This window comes from Inquilinus sp. Marseille-Q2685 (genome assembly GCF_916619195.1).
In the GTDB taxonomy this organism is placed as follows: Bacteria; Pseudomonadota; Alphaproteobacteria; order DSM-16000; family Inquilinaceae; genus Inquilinus.
The window spans coordinates 1,238,531-1,262,573 of sequence record NZ_CAKAKL010000002.1; the positions used below are offsets into that span (position 1 = coordinate 1,238,531).

At 67.5% G+C, this 24,043-nt stretch carries 18 protein-coding genes and 2 pseudogenes; 19 read left to right on the forward strand and 1 reads right to left on the reverse strand.

Features of this window, described 5'->3' with window-relative positions:
- Positions 1-11: 11 nt before the first annotated feature.
- Complete coding sequence (locus LG391_RS15030; protein ID WP_225768808.1) at positions 12-398, reverse strand: hypothetical protein; 387 nt, start codon at positions 396-398, stop codon at positions 12-14.
- A 587-nt stretch (positions 399-985) separates the two neighbouring features.
- On the opposite strand from LG391_RS15030, the gene ccrA reads away from it, so the two are divergent.
- From ccrA to tssI (LG391_RS15115), 19 genes and pseudogenes are all read left to right on the forward strand, one after another.
- The gene (gene ccrA / locus LG391_RS15035) at positions 986-2,173 is read left to right on the forward strand and encodes a crotonyl-CoA carboxylase/reductase (RefSeq protein ID WP_255646626.1); all 1,188 of its coding nucleotides are present in this window, start codon (positions 986-988) and stop codon (positions 2,171-2,173) included.
- Between the two features lie 125 nt (positions 2,174-2,298).
- Positions 2,299-4,386, forward strand: a complete 2,088-nt coding sequence (locus tag LG391_RS15040; protein ID WP_225768809.1) for an AMP-binding protein — start codon at positions 2,299-2,301, stop codon at positions 4,384-4,386.
- A gap of 38 nt (positions 4,387-4,424) precedes the next feature.
- Positions 4,425-8,288 carry a type I polyketide synthase gene (locus LG391_RS15045; RefSeq protein ID WP_225768810.1) on the forward strand — a complete coding sequence of 1,288 codons (3,864 nt, stop codon included), beginning with the start codon at positions 4,425-4,427 and terminating at the stop codon, positions 8,286-8,288.
- A gap of 17 nt (positions 8,289-8,305) precedes the next feature.
- Positions 8,306-9,628 (forward strand): acyl-CoA dehydrogenase family protein, encoded by a 1,323-nt coding sequence (locus tag LG391_RS15050; protein WP_225768811.1) that lies wholly within the window; start codon positions 8,306-8,308, stop codon positions 9,626-9,628.
- A 471-nt stretch (positions 9,629-10,099) separates the two neighbouring features.
- A complete protein-coding gene (locus LG391_RS34730; RefSeq protein ID WP_255646627.1) occupies positions 10,100-10,987 on the forward strand; it encodes a type VI secretion system Vgr family protein in 888 nt (295 codons plus the stop codon).
- On the forward strand, positions 10,974-12,632 hold the full coding sequence (locus LG391_RS15055; RefSeq protein ID WP_255646629.1) for a type VI secretion system Vgr family protein: 1,659 nt from the start codon (positions 10,974-10,976) through the stop codon (positions 12,630-12,632). Before LG391_RS34730 ends, LG391_RS15055 begins: the two co-directional genes overlap by 14 nt.
- Positions 12,629-13,669, forward strand: a complete 1,041-nt coding sequence (locus tag LG391_RS15060) for a DUF4123 domain-containing protein (protein WP_225768812.1) — start codon at positions 12,629-12,631, stop codon at positions 13,667-13,669. The genes LG391_RS15055 and LG391_RS15060 overlap by 4 nt, the downstream gene beginning before the upstream one ends.
- Before the next feature lie 5 nt (positions 13,670-13,674).
- Positions 13,675-14,607, forward strand: coding sequence for a hypothetical protein (locus tag LG391_RS15065; protein WP_225768813.1), 933 nt, complete (start codon positions 13,675-13,677; stop codon positions 14,605-14,607).
- A 9-nt stretch (positions 14,608-14,616) separates the two neighbouring features.
- Positions 14,617-15,198 carry an SMI1/KNR4 family protein gene (locus LG391_RS15070; RefSeq protein WP_225768814.1) on the forward strand — a complete coding sequence of 194 codons (582 nt, stop codon included), beginning with the start codon at positions 14,617-14,619 and terminating at the stop codon, positions 15,196-15,198.
- The gene (locus LG391_RS15075) at positions 15,195-15,884 is read left to right on the forward strand and encodes a hypothetical protein (RefSeq protein ID WP_225768815.1); all 690 of its coding nucleotides are present in this window, start codon (positions 15,195-15,197) and stop codon (positions 15,882-15,884) included. Before LG391_RS15070 ends, LG391_RS15075 begins: the two co-directional genes overlap by 4 nt.
- A 39-nt stretch (positions 15,885-15,923) precedes the next feature.
- Positions 15,924-16,217, forward strand: coding sequence for a PAAR domain-containing protein (locus tag LG391_RS15080; protein ID WP_225768816.1), 294 nt, complete (start codon positions 15,924-15,926; stop codon positions 16,215-16,217).
- Positions 16,218-16,335: 118 nt separating this feature from the next.
- Positions 16,336-18,030 (forward strand): annotated as a pseudogene (gene tssI, locus LG391_RS15085) (type VI secretion system tip protein TssI/VgrG); the annotation flags it as partial.
- Positions 18,027-19,055, forward strand: coding sequence for a DUF4123 domain-containing protein (locus tag LG391_RS15090; RefSeq protein ID WP_225768817.1), 1,029 nt, complete (start codon positions 18,027-18,029; stop codon positions 19,053-19,055). The pseudogene tssI (LG391_RS15085) and the gene LG391_RS15090, both read left to right, overlap by 4 nt.
- The gene (locus tag LG391_RS15095; protein WP_225768818.1) at positions 19,052-19,921 is read left to right on the forward strand and encodes a hypothetical protein; all 870 of its coding nucleotides are present in this window, start codon (positions 19,052-19,054) and stop codon (positions 19,919-19,921) included. The genes LG391_RS15090 and LG391_RS15095 overlap by 4 nt, the downstream gene beginning before the upstream one ends.
- 10 nt (positions 19,922-19,931) lie before the next feature.
- A complete protein-coding gene (locus LG391_RS15100; protein WP_225768819.1) occupies positions 19,932-20,477 on the forward strand; it encodes an SMI1/KNR4 family protein in 546 nt (181 codons plus the stop codon).
- 20 nt (positions 20,478-20,497) lie between these two features.
- Positions 20,498-21,196: a hypothetical protein gene (locus LG391_RS15105; RefSeq protein ID WP_225768820.1), complete on the forward strand. Its 699-nt coding sequence runs from the start codon at positions 20,498-20,500 to the stop codon at positions 21,194-21,196.
- On the forward strand, positions 21,193-21,486 hold the full coding sequence (locus LG391_RS15110; RefSeq protein WP_225768821.1) for a PAAR domain-containing protein: 294 nt from the start codon (positions 21,193-21,195) through the stop codon (positions 21,484-21,486). Before LG391_RS15105 ends, LG391_RS15110 begins: the two co-directional genes overlap by 4 nt.
- A 249-nt stretch (positions 21,487-21,735) precedes the next feature.
- A pseudogene (locus LG391_RS34735) lies at positions 21,736-22,527 on the forward strand (type VI secretion system Vgr family protein).
- Positions 22,514-24,037: a type VI secretion system tip protein TssI/VgrG gene (tssI, locus tag LG391_RS15115; RefSeq protein ID WP_255646631.1), complete on the forward strand. Its 1,524-nt coding sequence runs from the start codon at positions 22,514-22,516 to the stop codon at positions 24,035-24,037. Before LG391_RS34735 ends, tssI (LG391_RS15115) begins: the two are co-directional and overlap by 14 nt.
- Positions 24,038-24,043 lie beyond the last annotated feature (6 nt).

Genomic DNA, 24,043 nt, shown 5'->3' on the forward strand with positions numbered 1-24,043 from the left:
CCACTATACGGCTATCTCCCGAGAGGATCGTCTCGTCTCCCGGTCACCTGCTTCACGCACTCACTCGCCTTGAGCACGTTCCTGCCGCTCCCATCGCTCCTCGATTGAAAACAGGCGATGAGGTCCTCGAACGGTCCGGATGGGCACCCGGCATCGAGCGCGGCCCCCATCTCCTGCGTCAGCTCATCCTGGATCGCTTTGATGCGGCCGGCGATCCCCGGATGCCCCGTCTCTTCATCCTCGGCTTCGAGCTGAACCTTGCCGAGAGCATACGCCGTTGCGGCATCGAGCACCGCCCGGTAGCAGACATCCGCCAATGGGGCCTGCTTCGCCTCGGCGGTCCCGGCCGACAGCACGATGGCTCCTAAGAGCAGCAGCGCGCTTCCTCGCTTTCGCATGCGTCGCTCTCATCCTCAGCGCTCGTGGGGTTCAATCACCTTCTCATAACATCGTCGCGCGATCACATCGCTCCCTTGCGTCCCGGACGTCGGCCTCCGCCTCGCACCGGCCGTCGGCGTTGTCGAGCGGCCATGCGGCCTTCGTGGGATATCCTGCCCCGCAGCCTCCGCCTACGGCCTTCCTGTCGGCTTCGGCGCCGCCGATGACAAAGCGAGCCTTGATAGTACAGGAAACACTGAATTGTTAATGAGAACGCAAAATTAATCGGCAAATTGATTGACTTTTTATGCCTCCGTCATCAGAAAAACTCTCAAGAAACGCTCTTTTTTTCTTGCAAGCCATCGATCGAAGTGGCAAATGTGCCATGTCAGATGCTTTCAGCCTTACCTCTATAAATGCTGAATAGCGCTGGCATTCCTCAATAAAATCGTCGCCAGAAGGCGACCTGTATTTGACCGCCGAAATAGCCCTCTGGCATTGCCAATGCGGATTGGGAGGGGTTGTGGTGTTGACTCAATTTGAAGGGAACGTTCCCGCGCCATCGATCGCGAAAGAGGCACTTTTCGATCTTGGCCGGACGATTCCGTTGGGGGTCGTCCCGGAGCGGATGCATGCCTGGACGATCCGGCGAGAGACCCATGGCGATCCCTCGACCGCCTTCCAGCGGGAAATCGTCGGCGTTCCGGAGATCGGCCCGGACGAGGTTCTCGTCCTGGTGATGGCCGCGGGCGTCAACTACAACGGCGTGTGGGCGGCGCTCGGCCATCCCGTGTCGCCGCTGGACTTCCACGATCATCCGTTCCACATCGCCGGCTCGGACGCCTCCGGGATCGTCTGGGCGGTCGGATCGAATGTCCGCAACTGGCGCGTCGGCGACGAGGTCGTGGCCCATTGCTGCCAGGTCGCCGGCGACGACGAGGAATGCAACGGCGGGGATCCGATGCTTTCGCCGACCCAGAAGATCTGGGGCTACGAGACGTCCTACGGCGCCTTTGCCCAGTTCACCCGGGTCCAGGCGGCGCAGCTTCTGCCCAAGCCCAGGCATCTGAGCTGGGAGGCGGCCGCCTGCTACACGCTGGTGCTGGCCACGGCCTACCGGATGCTGTTCGGGCATGCGCCGCATGTCCTCGGCCCCGGCAAGACCGTCCTGATCTGGGGCGCGGCGGGCGGCCTCGGCTCCATGGCGATCCAACTCGCCTCGATCGTCGGGGCCCGGCCGATCGCCGTGGTCTCCGACGAGGCGAAGGCCGCCCATGCCCGCAAGCTCGGCGCGGCGGCCACCATCGACCGGTCCCAATTCGACTGCTGGGGCGCGCCCCCGCCGATCGGGTCGCCCGACTACGCGGCTTATCTGGACAAGGTCAAGGCGTTCGGCCGCGCCGTGCGCCAGGCGGCCGGGCCCGGCGGCGAGGTCGACATCGTCTTCGAGCATCCGGGGCGGGACACCTTCGCGGTCTCCAGCTTCCTGGTGAAGCGCGGCGGCATGGTGGTGTTCTGCGCGGCGACCAGCGGCTACGACCTGACCTTCGATGCCCGCTACGTGTGGATGCGGCAGAAGCGGATCCAGGGCAGCCATTTCGCCAATCTGAAGCAGGCGGCCGAAGCCAACCGCCTGGTCATGGCGGGCCGCATCGACCCGTGCCTGTCGGAAGTATTCGCCTGGGACCGGCTGCCGGCGGCGCATGCCAAGATGCTTCGGAACCAACACCTTCCCGGGAACATGGCGGTGCTGGTCCACGCCGCCCACGCAGGAGACGGGGGCAGGCTGGAATGAGCCGCTGAAGCCCGCCCGGCTGCATGCGGGCGGGTCATCCCCACCCACGAGACGGACAACGGCCCGCCCCTTCTCGGGTGCAGGCCCCTGAGGCCGCGACCGTTCGGGCGCGCAAGGAGACTCTGATGGCGACGGACCCGCTGGCGAATGCCGACGATCGCTGGTTCTCGGATATTCTCGCCCGAAGGGCCGAGGCCCATCCCGCGAAGGATGCGCTGGCCGTCGTCGGCACCGACGGCGCCGAGAAGCTGCGGCTGAGCTACGGCGAGCTGCACGCGCAGGTGGACCGGTACGCCGCCGGGCTGATCGAGCGCGGCCTGGTCGGGCAGCGGGCGCTGATGCTGTTCGAACCAGGCGCCGGCTTCGTTGTGGCCTTCATGGCCTGCCTGCGCGCAGGCGTGATCGCCCTGCCCTGCCATCTGGCCAAGCCGGGCCGCTCCACCTGGGACCGCCTGATCGCCATCGTTCAGGATTCGGACGCCGCCTGCATCCTGACGGAGGAGGCGTCCGTCCCGAAGCTCACCGGCTGGTTCGCCGACAGCCCGGAGCTGTCGTCGCTGCCGATGCTCTCGCCAGGCGATCTCGACGCGGATCCGTCCGGCATCGACTGGCGGCGGCCGTCGGCGGATACCCCGGCCTTCCTGCAATACACCTCGGGGTCGACCGGGATCCCCAAGGGCACGGTCGTGACCTTCGGCAACCTGATCGCCAATGCGGCGGTGATCGGCCCCTATTGCGGCTTCGACTTCGACGCCGTCGTCGTGTGCTGGCTGCCGCCCTATCACGACCTCGGGCTGATCGGGAACATCCTGCAGTCGCTGCTGGACGGGGCGCTGTGCGTGCTGCTGCCGCCGGTGTCGCTGATCCAGAACCCCCGGCGATGGCTCGAGACCATCAGCCGGTACCGGGGCACGATCAGCATGGCGCCGAACTTCGCCTACGAGCTCTGCGTCCGCCGGATCCCGCCGGAGAAGCGGGACGGGCTCGACCTTTCGAGCTGGAGATCCGCCGTCAACGCCGCCGAGCCGATCCGCGCCTCGACCATCACCGGCTTTGTCGAGGCGTATCGCGACCATGGTTTTCGTGCGGAAACCTTTCGGCCAGTCTACGGGCTGGCGGAGGCCACGCTGATGGTGTCGGTCGGGGACCTCGACCGGCCGGCCCGGCTGCTGTCGGTCGATGCGGGGGCCGTGGATGCGGGGCGGATCGTCCCGGCTTCCGGTCCCGGATCGCGCCCGATCGTCAGCTCGGGCAAGGTCCGGGCGCCGCAGCAGGTCGCCATCGTCGATCCCGACAGCCGCCGGCTCTGCGCCGAGGGCATGGTCGGAGAGGTGTGGGTGTCGGGCCCCTGCGTCGCGCAGGGATACTGGCGTCGTCCCGATGTCACGGCCCAGACCTTCGGCGCGCGCTTGGCGGATGGGCGGGGGCCGCTCCTGCGGACGGGGGACCTCGGCGTCATTATCGACGACGAGCTCTACATCACCGGCCGTATCAAGGAGGTCATGATCGTCCGCGGCCGGAACGTCTATCCGCAGGACATCGAGGCCACCGTGCAGCGCGCGCACGACGCGTTCAAGCCGGCGGGCGGAGCGGTGTTCTCCATCGACCGCGAGGACGGCGAGGCGATCGTCGTGGTCCAGGAGATCGAGCGGTCCTGGCTGGCGACGGCGAACCGCGAGGAGCTGGTCGCCCGGATCCGCGACGCCGTCTTCCAGGAGCACGAGCTGGCGGTGGCGGATGTGGTGCTGACCAAGCCCGAGACCGTGCCGAAGACGTCGGCCGGCAAGATCCAGCGCGTGCTGTGCCGCGATCTCTACCAGCGCGGCGAGCTGGATCGGGCGATCCAGGGCCGATCGGTGAAGGCCGCGCCGATCGTCGTGAGGCCGGCAGACGCCGCCGACGCTGCCGTGCCGGCACAAGCGGCGAGTACCGTTCCCGCATTGATCGCGCGGTGGGCGGCAAGCCACGGGTTGCAGATCCCCTCGGCCGGCCAGACCTTCGCCGAGGCCGGCTTCGATTCCGTCAGCGCCGTCGAGCTGATCCATTTCCTCGAGACCGAGCTGGGGCTCGAGCTCGACCAGACCCTGCTGTGGACCTGCACCACGATCGAAGCCCTGTCGCGCCACCTGGCCGCGCTGCGGGCCCCCGAGGCCCCGGCCGGAGCCAAGCCGTCCGCGCCGGCGCAGCCGATCGCGGACTCGGCCAACTGGTAGCGGGGCCCAAGGTGCAGGCTGAACTGGAAGCAAGGCCGATGGACACCCGGCCGGCACGCGGCGCTCCGGTCGACCCGGTCGCGATCATCGGCATGGCGTTCCGGCTTCCGGGCGACAACGACACGCCGGCCGCGTTCTGGGAATTCATCAGATCCGGGAGGGTCGCCATTCGTGAGACCCCGCCGGACCGCTTCGACATCGAGGCGTGGCATTCGCCGGATCCCGACCGTTCGGGGACGACCTACTCGCGGCGGGCCGGCTATGTCGGCGATCCCTACGCCTTCGACCCGGAGTTCTTCCGCATCTCCCTGGCCGAGGCGCTGGAGATGGACCCGCAGCAGCGCTGGATGCTGCAGCTGTGCTGGGCCGCGCTGGAGCATGCCGGGATCGTGCCGTCGAGCCTGCGGGGGCAGCGCGTCGGCCTGTTCCTGACAGCCGGCGACGTCGACTATGCGCGCCGGACCGTCGCTTCCGGCGACCCGCACCGCATCACCGCCTGGGGCAAGCTCGGGGCCAACAGGGCGGTCGGCGTCGGCCGCGTCGCCTACACGCTCGGGCTGCAGGGCCCGGCGATCTTCCTGGACTCGACCTGCTCCGCCTCGCTCACGGCGGTGCATCTGGCGGCGCAGAGCCTGCGCTGCGGCGATTGCGACCTGGCGATCGCCGGCGGCGTCAACCTGATCCTGGGGCCCGAGGAGACGATCGGCTTCGCCCGGCTGCAGGCGATGTCGCGGACCGACACCTGCCGCACCTTCGACGCCCGGGCCGACGGCTACATCCGCGGCGAGGGCGGCGCCGTGGTCGTGCTGAAGCGGACCGGCGAGGCGATGGCCGACAAGGACCGGATCGAGGCGCTGCTGGTCGGATCCGCCGTGAACAACGACGGGGCCAGCAACGGCCTCACGGCCCCGAACGGCGCGGCGCAGGAAGCCGTGATCCGCCAGGCGCTGGCTCAGGCCGGCGCCGGCCCGGAGGACGTCGTCTATGTCGAGGCCCACGGCACCGGCACGCCGCTCGGCGACCCGATCGAGCTCTCGGCCCTGCGGAACGCCTACACGCGCGACGTGCCGCGAGGGTCGCCGCTGCTGCTGGGCGGGCTGAAGTCCCAGATCGGCCACCTCGAAGGGGGGGCGGGCATCGCCGGGCTGATCAAGGCGATCCTGGTGCTGCGCCACCGGCATGCGCCGGCCCAGGCCGGGTTCGACACCCCCAATCCGCGGTTCCGCTGGGACGGGGCCGGGATGGAGGTGCCGCGGACCGGCCGCGACCTGCCGGCCGGCCTGGTGGCGGTCAGCTCCTTCGGCATCAGCGGCACCAACGCCCATGCCGTGCTGGCGTCGGCGCCGGCCGCCAGGCCGGCACAGCAGCCGGACCGGATGCGGGTCCTGACGCTCTCGGCGCGAACGCAGACGGCCCTGGGCAGGCTCGCGACCGCCTATCAACAGCCGCCGGAACCGTCGGGACCGGGGCTGCGCGAGCTCTGCTACACCGCGAGCGTCCGGCGCGAGCATTGGGACCATCGGCTGGCCCTGGTCGGCGCCTCGCGCGAGGAGATGGCGGCGGCGCTCCGCGAGCACGCGGCCGGCGTGCCGTCCGGCCGCTGGCATGCCGGCAGGGCGACGCCGAAGGGCCGGCTGGTGTTCCTGTTCCCCGGGCAGGGCGGCTGGCGGCCCGGCGTGGGCAGCGGCCTGTATCGCGACAACCCGATCTTCCGGTCGGCCGTCGACGATTGTCTCGCGCGCCTCGCGCCGGACGTGGCGACCGAGGTGCAGCGGGCCATCCTCGACCGCGATCCCGGCCGCGCCCGCCATGATCCCGGGCAGCTGGCGCATTTCGTGGTGCTGCATTCGCTGGCCCGCACCTGGATCAGGCTCGGCGTCAGCCCCGACATTGTGATCGGGCATTCCCTGGGCGAGCACGCGGCGGCGGTCATCGCCGGCGTCATGTCGCTGGATGACGGCCTCAAGGCCGTGGAGGCCCGCGGCCGGCTGTTCGAGACGCTGCGGCCGCACGGCGCGATGCTGGCCGTTGCTGCCGGCGCCGAATGGCTCGAGACGGCGTTCCCGCTCGGCACCGAGCTGTTCATCGCCGCGATCAACGGGCCGGAGCAGACGGTGCTCAGCGGCAGGGCGCCGGCCGTCGCCGAGGCCGAGCGGGCGCTGGCGGACCGGGGCATCCGGGTGTCGCGAGTGCCGACCTACGACACCCCCGGCCACTCGCCGCTGCTGGCGCCGATCCTGGCGCCGTTCCGCGACGCCCTGGCCCCGATCCGGCTCCAGGCGCCCGAGATCGAGCTGATCTCGACGGTCACCGGGCGACGCGCCGGGGCCGAGATCGCCACGGTCGACTATTGGGTCGACATGGTCGAGCGGCCGGTGCGGTTCCGCCAGGCGCTCGACACCATTGCCAAGGACGGCGTGACCTTCCTCGAGGTCGGGCCGGGCAAGGCCTTGTCCACCCTGGCGAGGGCGGCGTCGGGCGACGGGCCGCGGGCGATCTCCTCGCTCTGCGACGGCCCCGGCGGCGACGAGGATCCGGAGCCCGACGGCCTGGCCCATGCCTGCGCCCGCCTGTACTGCGCCGGCCATTCCCCGGACTGGGCGCGCCTCTATGGCGCCCCGCCCTCCCCCGCCGAGGCGCCGACCTACGCCTTCGACCTGAAGCACATCGAGCTGCCAGCGACGGGGCTGCAGCCGCACGCCGATCGTCTCCAGCCGGCGTCGGTCGCCATGGCTCACGGCGAGGGGGCCGACGAGGCTGCGGCTGCCGCCTCGACAGACGCGCCGGCCGCCGACGTGCTCGCCTCGGTGATCGACATCGTCCGTCCCGTGGTCGGTGACGCGGCCGACGCGGATGCCGACGCCGCGCTGGTCGCGCTCGGCCTGGATTCGCTGGCGCTGACCGCGATCCGGGGCCGCCTGCAGCAGGCCTTCGGGCAAGCCGTCCCCATGGCCTGGTTTGCCGCCGGGGCCTCGCTGCGAAGCCTCGCCGCCTTCTATTCGGACGGCGCCGCCCCAGGCCGCGAGGACACGCCGGCCCAGGCGGCGCCTGCGCCCGCCGCCGTCATGCCGATGCCGTCGGCCCGGTCGATGGATCCCTCCGGCCACGTGCTCACGCTCCGGGACGGCCCGGGCCCGCTGGTGGCGCTGATCCACCCGGTCGGCGGCGACGTGCTGTGCTACGGCGATCTGGCCGCCGCGTGGCCCGGCGACGCCCGGATCGTCGGCGTCCGGCACCCGGAGGCCGAGGCGGGCCGTGTCCGCCATCGCTCTCACAGCGAGCTGGCGCAGCTGTACCGCCGGGCCGTGATCGAAGCCGCCGGCAGGGTCCCCGACATTGTCGGCGGATGGTCCTTCGGCGGGGCCGTCGCCCAGGAGATGACGGCCCAGTGGGAGGAGGAAGGCGCGCATATCGCCGGGCTGGCGGCCATCGACAGCCCCATGCCGGACGGCGTCTATGCCCGCCGGGTCCGCCGCCTGCTCGACGCCGTGGGCAGGGTCGAGGATGACGGCGCCCTGGAGCTGATGGTCGCCCATCCGGAGTTCCTGGCGGTCTTCGACGAGCAGCACGGCCTCGGCCGCCTTCGCGCCATCGCCGACTCCGCCACGGTGGAGCGCGTGTTCCGGATCCATGCCGCGAACGCCGCCGCGCTGGCCGGGCACCGGCCGCGACCCGTCCGGGCGCCTCTCTCTTACGCGCTCGCTCTCCGTGCCGAGAACGCCGCGAGCTCCGAGGCGGCGATCCGCCCGCTGCAGGCGCTCTCCGGCGGGCCGCTGCGGATCCTGGGCTTCGACTGCGATCACTTCTCGATCATGCGATCCCCCGCAGTCGAAGCCGTGGCCGGATTCCTGGGAGCGGCGGCGAGGCCGACCACGCAGCCCGTGCCCCTGGTGGCCGAGTGACGGGAGAGGACGGACGAATGCAGAAGTTTCAGAATGTCGCGCCCCCTCACCTGGGATTTGGCGGACTCGACGCCGACCTGACGGATGAGGAACGCGATCTTCAGCGGAAGATCCGGAGCTTCGCGCTCGGCGTGATGCGCCCCGCCGCCGCCAGGCTGGATCCGATGGCGGCGGCCGAAGTGATTGCCCAGGACTCGCCTCTCTGGGAGTACCTGGCGCGCTTCGACGATCTCGGCATCAACCCGGCCTGGCTGGCGAAGCTCGGACCGCAGCGTCTCAAGCGCATGCTGCCGCTCGTGTTCGAGGAGCTGGCTTATGGCGACGCCGGGCTCGCCGTCGCGGCTTTCACCTCGAAGATGCCGGCGGCGATCGCCGCGACCACCGGCGACCCGGAGCTGGTCGAGCGATTCAGCCCGCTGCGAGGCTGCTGGATCGCGATCCTGGCGGACAGGGGATCGGACGCCATCGACCATGCCGGGTTCGAGCTGGTGAAGGGCGCCCGGCAGTCGGAGGGCAGCCTGCGCGCGGTGGTGCAAGGGTCGGAGGTGATCCTGAACGGGGTGTCCTCCGACTGGATCTCCTGCGCTCCGATCGCGGAATGCGCCCTGGTCCATTGCCCCGCGGATTACGGCGGCGGGATCGCGAGGCCGGATGGCGGGGTGTCCGGCATCGCCATCCTGGTTCCGTTCGACCTGTCGGGGATCGAGCGAGGGCCGCCGGTCGAGAAGATCGGCCAGCGCACGCTGCCGACCGGCCACGTCCGGTTCACCGATGTCCGGGTCCCTGCCCGATACATCGTCCGCGGCCGGGACGAGTTCTATGCCTCGTTCGCCGGGACGCACACCTCCGGCGCCATGAACGTCGCCGCCATCGCCGGCGGCATCGCCAAGGCGGCCTTCGACTCCGCCCTGCAATATGCCCGGTCGCGCGAACAGGGCGGGGCGAAGCTGATCGCGCATCAGCATGTGAGATGGCGGCTGTGGGAGATGTGGCGGAAGCTCGAGATCTGCCGCGCCTCCGTCCGTCGCGGCGTGGCCTACAACTTCTCCGAGCAGGGGCCGCATCTTCTCGCCTCCATCACCGCCAAGACGACGGCGACCCAGACCGCCTTCGAGCTGGCGATGGAGGCGATCCAGATCTTCGGCGCCAATGGGCTGTCGCGGGACTACATCGTCGAGCGGATGCTGCGCGACATCACGGTCTGCCTGATTCAGGGAGGCGAGAACCATTCCCTTGGTCTTCAGGGCGGGAACTGGCTGCTGCATTCCCTGAACGCCGACGGGATCATTGAGCCGGCGATCGGGCAAGCAACCGCGGCGGTGGCGTCCCATGGTGGATGAAAATGAGAACTATGCCTTTGTCATCATGCCATGACGCCGCGCGCCGCTCCCGACATCGTCGCCATCAGCTCTCGTCGATGCCAAGAGCTGCGATCCGCGAGAGAGATCCGTGCTTCACCCGTGATCGCCCTTGAGTCCGCCTGGTCGGGAGCCTCGCAAACCGGCCGCACGAGAGGTATCCGTCGCATCGAGCTCGACGCCTTCGATCTCCGGCTGTCCGCCGGGAACCGGGATATGCCGCCGAAGAGCCCGCCCTCGACCCGGGGACATTCTGCGGCCGCTGATGCTTGCCCGGGAGAATCGGTCGATCGAGTAGGTCCCAGGTCCGATTTTGCAACAAAATCGCCACAATATCAGCAGCCAGACCCAGCGGAATTCCTGACTCCGACTGCGATCCTATCTGGTGGCTTGCCAAAGGCGGCCGATCTGGCGACAAGTTGAGCAGCTTTCGATGCAGTCGGAGCCGTCGTCATGGGGGGTTACGATTACGTCGGTTCGTTGACGCAGGCCGGTCGGCTGCTGACGATCGACACGCCGCTGGGCCAGGATGTCCTGCTGCTGGAACGGATGCAGGGGCACGAAGCGCTGTGCGACCTGTTCGAGTTCCGGCTGCATGTGCGCTCGAAGCGCCAGGACATCACGCCGGACGAGATGGTCGGCCTGCCGCTGTCCTGGACCCTGGAGCTGCCCGGCGGCGCGCGGCGCAGCTGGTCCGGCGTGGTCGGCTCGATCGAGGCGGGGCATGCGGTCGGCGACGGCATGCGCGCCTATACCGTCACCGCCAGGCCCTGGCTGTGGCTGTTCTCGCATACCTCCGACTGCCGCATCTTCCAGCATCAGACGACGCAGCAGATCCTCGAGACCATCTTCGGCGAGGCCGGCATCCGCGACTATGACTTCGGCGCCGTCACCGGGCCGAAGGAGCCGCGCGGCTACTGCGTCCAGTACAACGAGACCGACCTGAACTTCGCCTTCCGGCTGCTGGAGGAGGAAGGGTGGTGCTGGTGGTTCCGCCACGAGGCCGGCCAGGACGGCAGCGCGGGCCGCCACGTGCTGGTCGTCGCCGACAGCCCGCGCGCCTTCGCCCCGGGCGAGGAGCCGCGGCTGCGCTACACCACGACCAATGTCGACCTGAACGACGTCACGGTCTGGACCCGGCGCTGGGCCTTCAAGCCGGGCGCGGTGGCGGAATCGGACTGGAACTTCGAGACGCCGCGGCAGGACCTGACGCGGGCGCAGCCGACGGTCAACCCGATCAGGACGTCGAAGCCGTTCGAGATGTACCGCTGGGGCGGCCGGTTCCTGGAGAAGGGCCGGGCCGACCGACCACATCACCCGGCGGCGCATGGAGGTGCATGAGGCGGCCTTCGACACGGTCGCGGCCGAGAGCGGCAACCGCCGCGTCGCCCCGGGCCAGGGCTTCACCCTCTACGGCCACCCGATCGCGGCCGAGAACGGCGACTACACCGTGGTCTCGGTCGACCACGAGGCCAAGGACCCGACCTACGCCCCCGATGCGGCGACCGAAGGGCCGAGCTACGCCAACCGCTTCACCGCGATGCCGGCGAACAAGCCCTTCGTGCCGGAGCAGAAGACCCCGCATCCGAAGATCGAGGGGGTGCAGACCGCGACCGTGGTCGGCCCGCCGGGCGAGGAGATCTGGATCGACCAGTACGGCCGCATCCAGGTGGCCTTCCACTGGGACCGCTACGCCAGGCGCCGCGACAGCGACAGCTGCTGGATCCAGGTCTGCCACGCCGTCTCCGGCCCCAATCACGGCCTGCAGGTCAAGCCGCGCATCGGCATGACCGCCTTCATCACCTATGTCGACGGCGACCCGGACAAGCCGCTGTGCATCGGCACCGCGCCGAACCCGGACAACATGGTCTCCTATGCCTTCCCCGACAACAAGACGCGCTCGACCTGGCGCTCGCTGTCGCACAAGGCCCAGGGCTATGTCGGCAACAACGAGATCTCGATGGAGGACGACGCCGGCCGGGAGAACCTGTTCCTCCACGCCCAGAAGGACCACACGGTCAAGGTCCGCCACAACCACGTCAAGCGGGTCGACAACGACAAGGTCGAGAGCATCGGCGCCAGCAAGGCGATCAACGTCGCTGCCAACCACAAGGAGGAGATCGGCGGCTCGATGAACCTGACCGTCGGCGGCGCCGGCGGCGGCGCCCTCGGCCTCCTGGCCAACGTCGCCGGGCTCGCCGGCTCCTCGGCCGGGCTGATCGCCCAGGCGACCTCGATCGCCGAGCGCGGCGGCGCCTTCAAGGGCGGCGACGCAGGCGGGAGCGGAAGTCAGCCGCCGCTGGCCATGAACATCCAGGCCCCCTCCTCCGCCGGGGGCGGCGGCTCGGGCGGAGGCGGCATCGCCGGGCTCGCCGGCAGCCTGGCCGCCCGCGCCCTGGCCGCGACCCCGGCGCTGATGCAGAGCTTCGCCGGCATGATCGGCGGCTCGGCGCTCGGCTTCCTCTCCGGTCCCGCCCTCGGCGCGCTGTCGGGGCTGGTGGCCGGCCCCAGCACGCGCCGGGACGCCGGCGCCGCGCTGCAGGCCTCGGGCACCGGCCTCGGCGCCTCGGTCAACCAGCTGTTCTCCCTCCCCGGCATGATGAACACCGTGGTCGGCAGCTTCAAGTCCGACACCGTCGGCATCGCCCGCCACGAACAGGTCGGCGTCGCCAAGACCCTCAATGTCGGACAGGCCTATGTCGTCAAGGTCGGCACCGAGATGCGCACCAAGGTCGGGGAGACCGTGGACCTCTTCTCGGGCCAAAAGATCGTCCATCGGACCAAGCAGCACTTCACGGCGGCCCAGGAGAAGATTCTGCTATCGGCACCGGGCGGGTCGATCGAGATCAACGAGAGCGGCATCGTCATCAAGGGGCTGAAGGTGGAGATCAGAGGCAATTCGATCGACTTCTCCTCGGGCGGCCCGGGCAAGGGAACCGACCTGGCCTTCAGCGAGGAGTGTCCGGCCCAGAAGCCCAAGCCATGATGAAGCAGGCAGTTCTCGATTTCCTCGAAGCCGAGCGCGCCGCCGCCGGCGACGGGGCCAGGCTCCATGTCATCGCCGATTGCAGCCGCGACCGGAACATCCGGACGCTGCTGCAGGCCTTGGCCGAGGAGAGCGCGTGCCTGTACCAGGGCGAGGCGCTTGCGGAATACGGCGACGAAGCGCCCTGGCTGGCGACGGCCGGCCCGCATGCTGAGCTGTGGACCTGGCTGATCGAGGAAGGTCTGGGCAAGCGCTGGGGCGTGTTCATCGTCTCGACGCAACCCTTTCAGGCGCTGCGCTCTCATCTGCGGAAATTCGTCAAGATCCAGACCACCGACGGCGCGTCGCTGTTCTTCCGTTTCTTCGATCCCCAGGTGCTCTCCGGCCAGATCCGCGTGTTCTCCAAGGAGCAGCGCGAGCGCTTCTACACCGGCATCGCGACCATCGGCTTCGAGATTGGGGACGAGGCCTTCCTGGCAGCCAGCCTGGTGCCCGATGGGCGCCTGCATTGGCGCAGCGTGACGGAACCCGGCGCCGAAGCGGCCATCGGCAAGGAGGGCTATGCCACCCTTCCCGCCGTCGATCTGGCGGGATCCGCGGCGCGGCCGGCCTTCGTGTTCACGCGCGAGCAGATGGAGTTGCCGGTCCTGATCAACCGGCCGCTGCTGATCGAGTATCTGATCGAATATCTGGAGGACGATTTCCGGGCTCGGATGAATCTCTATCCGAAGGGCTATCTGCACCTGATGATCGCCCACAGCGCCCAGCTGGCGATCGAGACCTTCAAGATCCATGACCTGGCGCATATCAAGCTTTTCGCCGGCCTGATGTGGCGCATCGCTCCTGGCTTCCACAAGGAGCCGCGAATCAACGCCGTCCTGCGGCGGACGGATGTGCCGGCCCGAGACCGCTTCGACCGGATCCTGCAGCCGGACTTCGCCGACGCCTGGGCGCAGGCGACCGATCTGCGGGGGTTCCGGCACTGGCTTCCATTCGAGGAGGCTGGGTTCACGGACCAAGATTTCGATAAGGAATAGCCATCATGGAGGAATTCCAGAAGAGTTTCAACAGTAACCTGTCCGCAGAACTCAAGAAGTTCGCTGCAGAGAATTGGAAGATTCTGCCGGATATTACAGGTCTTGTTGATCCGTCGCCTGCCTCCAACATCGCATCCGGCTTGATTGGCCTAGGGGGATTTGGGGTCGCCCTATGGAATCTCGATCTCGGTGGCATGGGCGAGTCGGCCATCGATGTCGCTGGCGCGGCAGCATCGTATATTCCGGGCGTCGACGTCGCGCATCTGATGCGGAAGCTGCACAATCTCGGCCCGGCCGGCGTCAGAGCTGCCAGGTTGGTGGAGAAGGTCGGCTCCAGCTTCGACAACATCGCCGACGGCCAGGCCCAGTTCATGGAGTACATGGGCAAGGACGCGATGATCAAGGCGCGTGCCGACGCCCTGAAGAAGGCCCAGGAAGAGGCCATGAAGGCCCGCAAGGGACATCCGAACTGCAAGGAATGCAGGGAGGATATGAAGGGCAAGATGCAGTTGCCGCAGAATGGCGGCACCTGGAAGGACGCGAACGGAAGACCGCTGAAGGAAGCCCCGGCGGACGGGTCGGGAACCTTCACCTTCGATCAGCCCCAACCGTTGCCCGACGGCATGAAGGGACCGGACGGGAAGACGACCGTCGACAGCATCAGCTTCAAAGGCGGCGAACCAGACTTCAGTGCCTATACCTATCCCGGCGGCCGCTACCAATTGGATTCGATGACAGGATCGACGAAGCAGGATAAGCCCGCATTGGATGCGTTGATGAGAAGCAATGGCGCAGAGCCTCCGAATCCTCGAAATTGGGTCGCTCATCATTTCAATGATGGTTCCGTGGGCTATGTTCCCAAGTCGATCCACGACAGAGCGCTCGGCGGCGCCAGCCATACCGGAGGTAATTCTCTGCTCAATTCTCCGGTGTTTTAGGAGGAGCCAATGACTTTCGATCTGAATGTCGTCAACCCACGGTTGGTCGAGGTGTGGGAGCGCACGCGCACGCAGCGACCGGAATATGTTCGGATAAACACCACACCCCTGGAGGAAATAGAAAAGGATTGCAACAATAAATTTCCAGAAGATTATTGGAGCTTTATGAACCAATATGGATCCATATCTCTAGATTTGGGAAATGTAAATTCATGCATAGTTCAATATTCTATAGGCGGATCCATCCGAAAAGATTGGCAGTGGATCTACGGGATAGCAGACAGTGATTTTGTTTTAGAGTATTATACGAAATTATCACGACCCCATATACATTATGCGGATCTAGGACCAATGATTCCGCCAAAAACTGTTCCTATCGGATACACTGCAGACGGAGATGAATTTTACCTCATGGATCTGTCCGACGAAAAATACGGCAGGATCTGGCACAAGGGGGAAGGTACCCGCGCCACCTGGGGCACCGAGGGCAACACGATCCTGGGCTTCGTCGCGCCGAGCTTCACGGAATTCGTCGCCGGGCTGATGACCAAGGACGAGGCCGAGCGCAAGCTCGCCCAGGAAGGCCGGTGAGGCTCGACTTCGCCGCCGCCATCCAGCGCATCGAAGCCTGCGCCGACAGGGTCATCGAGACGTCGATCGAGAATTGGCCCGAGGGCCTCGCCGACCACGCCTTGGCCCGTCCACTGGCGTCGCTATGGATCGCGCCCCGCGACCTCGAGGCCGTCCTGTCGCACAGCCCGCCCTATCGCCGGTTCCGGGGCTGGAGCGCTGAACGCGACATCACGCATCTGCCCCGGGTCGGGACGGAGACGATCGACGGAGACCGGAGCCTGTTCCTGAAGCTGGGCCCTTGCAGTTGGCACGAACGGTGGGGGCTCGGGGTCGTGTCGTGGGGGACGTTGGCGGCACACGGCTTCGACACGGTGCTGCGCAACGTGACCGACCGCATGGCCGTCATCCTCCATGCCTTCGTCACGCGGGGAGAAGGGGCGTATCTCCACCTCTTCCCCTTCATAGATCTCTCCGCGGCCCGCGAATACCGGGTGCTGGTGCGAAACGGCGTCGCCCGGCTTCAGCACGTCAAGCACCATGAGCAGCCGGCGGATGCGGTGGGCCGTCCGGAAAGCGGCAGCCGGATTGTCGAGACGGCCCACTGGTTGGTTTCGACCTACCGCCTGAAGGATTGCCTGCTCGATCTGGCGAGCACCGGGCGCGGGCAGGAGATCCGTATCATCGAGATCAACCCGGTTGTATGAACGTATTTGCTTGTCTGCCGAACGGAAAGGGGTTCGCCAATGTCGGGACGACCGATCGCACTCGTCGGTCACCACCACATCTGCCCGGCGGCCGAAGGATCGAAGCCGCATGTCGGCGGCCCGATCGCGCAGCCGCAGCAGAGCTTCGTTCGCTTCAACGGCGTCCCGATCGCGGTGCGCGGTGACAAATGCACCTGCATCGGCCCCCTCGACACCATCACCGGAGGGTCCGGCCTTGTCCGCATCAACGGCAAGGCCGTGGCCAGGATCGACGATGCGACCGCGCATGGCGGCCGCATCGTCCAGGGCGTGCCGTCGATCAAGACGGACTGAACGGACTGGAACTTCGAGACGCCGCGGCAGGACCTGACGCGGGCGCAGCCGACGGTCAACCCGATCAGGACGTCGAAGCCGTTCGAGATGTACCGCTGGGGCGGCCGGTTCCTGGAGAAGGGCCGGGCCGACCGACCACATCACCCGGCGGCGCATGGAGGTGCATGAGGCGGCCTTCGACACGGTCGCGGCCGAGAGCGGCAACCGCCGCGTCGCCCCGGGCCAGGGCTTCACCCTCTACGGCCACCCGATCGCGGCCGAGAACGGCGACTACACCGTGGTCTCGGTCGACCACGAGGCCAAGGACCCGACCTACGCCCCCGATGCGGCGACCGAAGGGCCGAGCTACGCCAACCGCTTCACCGCGATGCCGGCGAACAAGCCCTTCGTGCCGGAGCAGAAGACCCCGCATCCGAAGATCGAGGGGGTGCAGACCGCGACCGTGGTCGGCCCGCCGGGCGAGGAGATCTGGATCGACCAGTACGGCCGCATCCAGGTGGCCTTCCACTGGGACCGCTACGCCAGGCGCCGCGACGGCGACAGCTGCTGGATCCAGGTCTGCCACGCCGTCTCCGGCCCCAATCACGGCCTGCAGGTCAAGCCGCGCATCGGCATGACCGCCTTCATCACCTATGTCGACGGCGACCCGGACAAGCCGCTGTGCATCGGCACCGCGCCGAACCCGGACAACATGGTCTCCTATGCCTTCCCCGACAACAAGACGCGCTCGACCTGGCGCTCGCTGTCGCACAAGGCCCAGGGCTATGTCGGCAACAACGAGATCTCGATGGAGGACGACGCCGGCCGGGAGAACCTGTTCCTCCACGCCCAGAAGGACCACACGGTCAAGGTCCGCCACAACCACGTCAAGCGGGTCGACAACGACAAGGTCGAGAGCATCGGCGCCAGCAAGGCGATCAACGTCGCCGCCAACCACAAGGAGGAGATCGGCGGTTCGATGAACCTGACCGTCGGCGGCGCCGGCGGGGGCGCCCTCGGCCTCCTGGCCAACGTCGCCGGGCTCGCCGGCTCCTCGGCCGGGCTGATCGCCCAGGCGACCTCGATCGCCGAGCGCGGCGGCGCCTTCAAGGGCGGCGACGCAGGCGGGAGCGGAAGCCAGCCGCCGCTGGCCATGAACATCCAGCCCCCCTCCTCCGCCGGGGGCGGCGGCTCGGGCGGAGGCGGCATCGCCGGGCTCGCCGGCAGCCTGGCCGCCGGCGCCCTGGCCGCGACTCCGGCGCTGATGCAGAGCTTCGCCGGGATGATCGGCGGCTCGGCGCTCGGCTTCCTCTCCGGTCCCGCCCTCGGCGCGCTGTCGGGGCTGGTGGCCGGCCCCAGCACGCGCCGGGACGCCGGCGCCGCGCTGCAGGTCTCGGGCACCGGCCTTGGCGCCTCGGTCAACCAGCTGTTCTCCCTCCCCGGCATGATGAACACCGTGGTCGGCAGCTTCAAGTCCGACACCGTCGGCATCGCCCGCCACGAACAGGTCGGCGTCGCCAAGACCCTCAATGTCGGACAGGCCTATGTCGTCAAGGTGGGCACCGAGATGCGCACCAAGGTCGGGGAGACCGTGGACCTCTTCTCGGGCCAAAAGATCGTCCATCGGACCAAGCAGCACTTCACGGCGGCCCAGGAGAAGATCCTGCTATCGGCACCGGGCGGGTCGATCGAGATCAACGAGAGCGGCATCGTCATCAAGGGGCTGAAGGTGGAGATCAAAGGCAATTCGATCGACTTCTCCTCGGGCGGCCCAGGCAAGGGAACCGACCTGGCCTTCAGCGAGGAGTGTCCAGTCCGGAAGCCCAAGCCATGATGCAGCAGGCGGTTCTCGATTTCCTCGAAGCCGAGCGCGCGGCAGTCGGCGACGGGACGGCCCGGCTCTACGTCGTCGCCGACTGTGGCCGCGACCGCAATATCCGGACGCTGCTGCAGGCCTTGGCCGAGGAGAGCGCGTGCCTGTACCAGGGCGAGGCGCTTGCGGAATACGGCGACGAAGCGCCCTGGCTGGCGACGGCCGGCCCGCATGCTGAGCTGTGGACCTGGCTGATCGAGGAAGGGCTGGGCCAGCGCTGGGGCGTGTTCCTGGCGTCCCGCCGGGATTTCGATGCGGTCCGCCGGCATCTGCGCCGCTTCGTGAAGATCCGGACCTGGGAAAACCAGTTGGTCTTCTTCCGCTTCTTCGATCCCTTCGTCTGGAACAGTCAGGTCGGCTTCTTCTCGGAGGAGCAGCGGCGCCACCTGTTCGACGGCATCGACCTGTCTCTGACGGAATTGGGCGACAAGGGCTTCATGCGCCTAAGGCTGGAGGCGGATGCACGCTTTGCCTCCCGCATCATCGAGCCGAAGCCGGAGGGCGGGCTCGAAACCACGGACAGGCTGCAGAGCCTGCCGGGCATCGACCTGACCAACTCCGGCATTCGGCCCTATCTCACGCTAGCGCGCGAGCAGATGGAAGCACCGTTGCTGTTCAACCGGCCAATGCTGATCGAACATGTGCTCGATCATCTGCGCCCGGATCATCGGCAACGCATGTCCTTCTTTCCGGAAGGGGCGCTGCGCTCGATGATCAATCGCGGCGTCGAGCTGGCGTTCTCCTACGGCATCACCGATCTGGCCCATATCAGGCTGTTCTGCGACCTGATGTGGCGCATGGCGCCCGGCTTCCACCGGCAGCAGCAGATCAATGCCGTACTGCGGCGCACCGATTTGCCGGCCGGGCGCCGGTTCGACATTCTGGCGGACGACCGCTATGCCGACGCCTGGGTCGAAGCCGAGGGGCTGCGCGATTTCAAAGACTGGTTCCCCAACCTGCCGCGCCCCCCGGAGACAAGACCGTGAGCGACGAGTTCAATCGCCTGGGCCAGCAGGAACTCAAGAACGACATCTGGACAAAGGCCAAGGAGATCGCGGTCGAGAACCCGGAGATCATCACCGATGTGACCGGCATTTTCGATCCCACACCGATTTCCGACGGGATCTCCACCGCCGCCGCCTTGTGGAAGGGAGACTGGATCGGCGCCGGCCTGTCCGCCGTCTCGATGGTCCCCTATCTCGGTGACGCCATCGGCAAGTCGGGGAAATTCGCCCGCTATGGCGCGAAGGGCGAGAAGATCGCCGATCTGGTCGGCGGCCTGATGGCCAAGGCGCTGAAGGGCGCCGACGCGCAGCGCCAGTTTTTGCAATGGCTGTCGCCACAGAAGATCGACGAGTTGCGCAAGCAGGCCATGGCCAAGGTCCGCGAGGCCATGCTGAAGGCTCGTCAGAAGGTTCCGAACTGCAAGGAATGCGAGGAGTTCAAGGGCAAACTGCAGATGCCCAAGAAGGGAGAGAAGGGTCAGTGGAACACGCCGGACGGCGAAGCTCCACTGAGCGGGAGTGGCAAATTCCAGTTCAACGAGCCGGTGAAGCTGCCGGACGGCCGGACGGTCGATCATATCGAATACCGCGACGGCTTTCCCGTCTTCGACAACTATGTCGAAGGCCAAAAGCATACATTGGATGTCGTAAGCGGGAACGTGGACAAAGATCTCTCTCAATTGCGACGCCAATTTCCAGATACGGAAATCCCCGATCTTGATGATTTTGTTTTGCATCACTTTGAGGACGGGCAGGTTGGGTTTGTCCCGAGAGCAATTCATGATAAAGCGGACACCGGTGTAGCCCATGCGGGCGGCAACTCGATCATCAACTCGGACCTGTTTTGAGGAGGAAACAATGGACTTGGCGAGCATCAATCCTCGTCTGGCAGCAGTCGCCACACAGCAACCCAACGCCAAGCAGGCTGCCGACGCGATATCGAATCTGGAGGCTCAAGTCGGACTCCCCCTGCCAGCCGAGTATTCAGATTTTCTCAAGAATTATGGAGCACTGAAGATTCAAAACACTGATCTCGGATGGTTTGTCGTCACCTTTTTGGCGGGCGATCAGAAGATTGTGCAATCCGGCTATTTTGGCGGCTTCACCAATGCGGACCGGATCGTGGACCGGTACAGGAAATTCATTGATCCATCCAAGCATGAAGACGGCGTCGAGAATCTGATTCCGAAAACCATGATTCCGATCGGCGTCAATGCCGGAACGGATTACGTCCTCCTAGACCTCTCCGCCGAGCGGTCGGGCTGGGTGTGGCAATGGCCGGAGCAATATGCCACCTGGGGCACGGAGGAGAACAACCGGATGGGCCTGATCGCCCGCAGCTTCACCGAGTTCCTGGCCGGCATTCGGACCGAGGACGAGGTCGAAGCGGCGCTTCGACGATAATCAGCGCTCCCGGAGATCCCGTGCCCCTCGATCCGACCAGGCTTGTGCCCGCCATACGGCGCGATGCGGAGCTGATCGCCTCGACCTCTTTCGAGGCCTGGCCCGAGGCCGCGCAGGCGGCGGCGCTCGCAGAGCCTCTCGTGTCCTTGCGCCTGTCGCCTTCAGACCTGGATCGGCTCCTCCGGCACAACACGTCCTACCGGACACGCTATGGGATCGCCGCCGCCCCAGCGGTCGACGATCTGGCGGCCCGCCTCTCTGCCGTCGTCCCCGCGGTGACTATCTTCCCGAAGCTGGGGCCGCTGAGTTGGAAGGAGACGCCCTGGCTGGCACGCCTCGACGGTGCGGCGGCAGGGCTATGGAGCGGCGTACTGCTGCGCTCAGCGACCGATCGGATGGCGCTGGTACTGGAGGCCTGGCTGACACTGGAGCAGTCGGCCTTTCTGCACCTCTTTCCCCATCTCGATCTCGCCGGCGCAGCGGAAATCCGCTTCGCCGTGAGGGGCGGGACGATCCGTCCGGTCCGGCGCCGGGATGGTGGCGATCATCTTGCGCTCTTCAGCGGATCAGATGCCCAAGATTTCGTCCGATCGCTGGTCGCCCGCACGTCGCTCGACCGTGTCTTCGTCGATGTGATCGACCGCGGTGCAGGCAATCTTCGCATCGTCGACATCAACCCGATTCTCGATGATCGCCGCCGTCTCGGGAGGGCTGCATGACCGGACGACCGATCGCGCTCGTCGGCCACCACCACATCTGCCCGGCGGCCGAAGGGTCGAAGCCGCATATCGGCGGCCCGATCGCGCAGCCGCAGCAGAGTTTCGTGCGTTTCAACGGCGTCCCGGTCGCGGTGCGTGGTGACAAATGCACCTGCGTAGGGCCCTTCGACACCATCACCGGGGGCTCCAGACTGGTCCGCATCAACGGCAAGCCCGTGGCCAGGATCGACGATGCGACCGCGCATGGCGGCCGCATCGTCCAGGGCGTGCCGTCGATCAAGGCTGAATAGGTCGGCGGTCCCTTTTTGCAACATGACGGTCTCAATCGATGTCCGCCCTCGGTGGAATTCCTGACTCCGACTGCGATCCTATCTGGTGGCTTGCCAAAGGCGGCCGATCTGGCGACAAGTTGAGCAGCTTTCGATGCAGTCGGAGCCGTCGTCATGGGGGGTTACGATTACGTCGGTTCGTTGACGCAGGCCGGTCGGCTGCTGACGATCGACACGCCGCTGGGCCAGGATGTCCTGCTGCTGGAACGGATGCAGGGGCACGAAGCGCTGTGCGACCTGTTCGAGTTCCGGCTGCATGTGCGCTCGAAGCGCCAGGACATCACGCCGGACGAGATGGTCGGCCTGCCGCTGTCCTGGACCCTGGAGCTGCCCAGCGGCGCGCGGCGCAGCTGGTCCGGCGTGGTCGGCTCGATCGAGGCGGGGCATGCGGTCGGCGACGGCATGCGCGCCTATACCGTCACCGCCAGGCCCTGGCTGTGGCTGTTCTCGCATACCTCCGACTGCCGCATCTTCCAGCATCAGACGACGCAGCAGATCCTCGAGACCATCTTCGGCGAGGCCGGCATCCGCGACTATGACTTCGGCGCCGTCACCGGGCCGAAGGAGCCGCGCGGCTACTGCGTCCAGTACAACGAGACCGACCTGAACTTCGCCTTCCGGCTGCTGGAGGAGGAAGGGTGGTGCTGGTGGTTCCGCCACGAGGCCGGCCAGGACGGCAGGGCGGGCCGCCAGTGACTGCTCGTCGCCGACAGCCCGCGGGCCTTCGCGCAGGGCGAGGAGCCGCGGCTGCGCTACACCACGACCAATGTCGACCTGAACGACGTCACGGTCTGGACCCGGCGCTGGGCCTTCAAGCCGGGCGCGGTGGCGGAATCGGACTGGAACTTCGAGACGCCGCGGCAGGACCTGACGCGGGCGCAGCCGACGGTCAACCCGATCAGGACGTCGAAGCCGTTCGAGATGTACCGCTGGGGCGGCCGGTTCCTGGAGAAGGGCCGGGCCGACCGACCACATCACCCGGCGGCGCATGGAGGTGCATGAGGCGGCCTTCGACACGGTCGCGGCCGAGAGCGGCAACCGCCGCGTCGCCCCGGGCCAGGGCTTCACCCTCTACGGCCACCCGATCGCGGCCGAGAACGGCGACTACACCGTGGTCTCGGTCGACCACGAGGCCAAGGACCCGACCTACGCCCCCGATGCGGCGACCGAAGGGCCGAGCTACGCCAACCGCTTCACCGCGATGCCGGCGAACAAGCCCTTCGTGCCGGAGCAGAAGACCCCGCATCCGAAGATCGAGGGGGTGCAGACCGCGACCGTGGTCGGCCCGCCGGGCGAGGAGATCTGGATCGACCAGTACGGCCGCATCCAGGTGGCCTTCCACTGGGACCGCTACGCCAGGCGCCGCGACGGCGACAGCTGCTGGATCCAGGTCTGCCACGCCGTCTCCGGCCCCAATCACGGCCTGCAGGTCAAGCCGCGCATCGGCATGACCGCCTTCATCACCTATGTCGACGGCGACCCGGACAAGCCGCTGTGCATCGGCACCGCGCCGAACCCGGACAACATGGTCTCCTATGCCTTCCCCGACAACAAGACGCGCTCGACCTGGCGCTCGCTGTCGCACAAGGCCCAGGGCTATGTCGGCAACAACGAGATCTCGATGGAGGACGACGCCGGCCGGGAGAACCTGTTCCTCCACGCCCAGAAGGACCACACGGTCAAGGTCCGCCACAACCACGTCAAGCGGGTCGACAACGACAAGGTCGAGAGCATCGGCGCCAGCAAGGCGATCAACGTCGCTGCCAACCACAAGGAGGAGATCGGCGGCTCGATGAACCTGACCGTCGGCGGCGCCGGCGGCGGCGCCCTCGGCCTCCTGGCCAACGTCGCCGGGCTCGCCGGCTCCTCGGCCGGGCTGATCGCCCAGGCGACCTCGATCGCCGAGCGCGGCGGCGCCTTCAAGGGCGGCGACGCAGGCGGGAGCGGAAGTCAGCCGCCGCTGGCCATGAACATCCAGGCCCCCTCCTCCGCCGGGGGCGGCGGCTCGGGCGGAGGCGGCATCGCCGGGCTCGCCGGCAGCCTGGCCGCCGGCGCCCTGGCCGCGACCCCGGCGCTGATGCAGAGCTTCGCCGGCATGATCGGCGGCTCGGCGCTCGGCTTCCTCTCCGGTCCCGCCCTCGGCGCGCTGTCGGGGCTGGTGGCCGGCCCCAGCACGCGCCGGGACGCCGGCGCCGCGCTGCAGGCCTCGGGCACCGGCCTCGGCGCCTCGGTCAACCAGCTGTTCTCCCTGCCCGGCATGATGAACACCGTCGTCGGCTCCTTCAAATCCGACACCGTCGGCATCGCCCGCCACGAACAGGTCGGCGTCGCCAAGACCCTCAATGTCGGACAGGCCTATGTCGTCAAGGTCGGCGAGGAGTTCGTCCTCGAGGTCGGCAAGTCGAAGATGACCCTCCGGGCCGATGGCTCGATCCGGATCCTCGGCGACAACCTGAACATCACCATGAGCGGGCCGGTTCAGATCAACGGCAAGACGATCGACCTGAACTGAGCGCCG

Bases quoted from the DNA above. Each gene is read 5' to 3' on its own strand.
- LG391_RS15030 (WP_225768808.1), bottom strand. From the start codon at position 398: ATGCGAAAGCGAGGAAGCGCGCTGCTGCTCTTAGGAGCCATCGTGCTG.
- LG391_RS15040 (WP_225768809.1), top strand. From the start codon at position 2,299: ATGGCGACGGACCCGCTGGCGAATGCCGACGATCGCTGGTTCTCGGAT.
- LG391_RS15045 (WP_225768810.1), top strand. From the start codon at position 4,425: ATGGACACCCGGCCGGCACGCGGCGCTCCGGTCGACCCGGTCGCGATC.
- LG391_RS15050 (WP_225768811.1), top strand. From the start codon at position 8,306: ATGCAGAAGTTTCAGAATGTCGCGCCCCCTCACCTGGGATTTGGCGGA.
- LG391_RS34730 (WP_255646627.1), top strand. From the start codon at position 10,100: ATGGGGGGTTACGATTACGTCGGTTCGTTGACGCAGGCCGGTCGGCTG.
- LG391_RS15055 (WP_255646629.1), top strand. From the start codon at position 10,974: ATGGAGGTGCATGAGGCGGCCTTCGACACGGTCGCGGCCGAGAGCGGC.
- LG391_RS15060 (WP_225768812.1), top strand. From the start codon at position 12,629: ATGATGAAGCAGGCAGTTCTCGATTTCCTCGAAGCCGAGCGCGCCGCC.
- LG391_RS15065 (WP_225768813.1), top strand. From the start codon at position 13,675: ATGGAGGAATTCCAGAAGAGTTTCAACAGTAACCTGTCCGCAGAACTC.
- LG391_RS15070 (WP_225768814.1), top strand. From the start codon at position 14,617: ATGACTTTCGATCTGAATGTCGTCAACCCACGGTTGGTCGAGGTGTGG.
- LG391_RS15080 (WP_225768816.1), top strand. From the start codon at position 15,924: ATGTCGGGACGACCGATCGCACTCGTCGGTCACCACCACATCTGCCCG.
- LG391_RS15090 (WP_225768817.1), top strand. From the start codon at position 18,027: ATGATGCAGCAGGCGGTTCTCGATTTCCTCGAAGCCGAGCGCGCGGCA.
- LG391_RS15100 (WP_225768819.1), top strand. From the start codon at position 19,932: ATGGACTTGGCGAGCATCAATCCTCGTCTGGCAGCAGTCGCCACACAG.
- LG391_RS15110 (WP_225768821.1), top strand. From the start codon at position 21,193: ATGACCGGACGACCGATCGCGCTCGTCGGCCACCACCACATCTGCCCG.
- tssI (WP_255646631.1), top strand. From the start codon at position 22,514: ATGGAGGTGCATGAGGCGGCCTTCGACACGGTCGCGGCCGAGAGCGGC.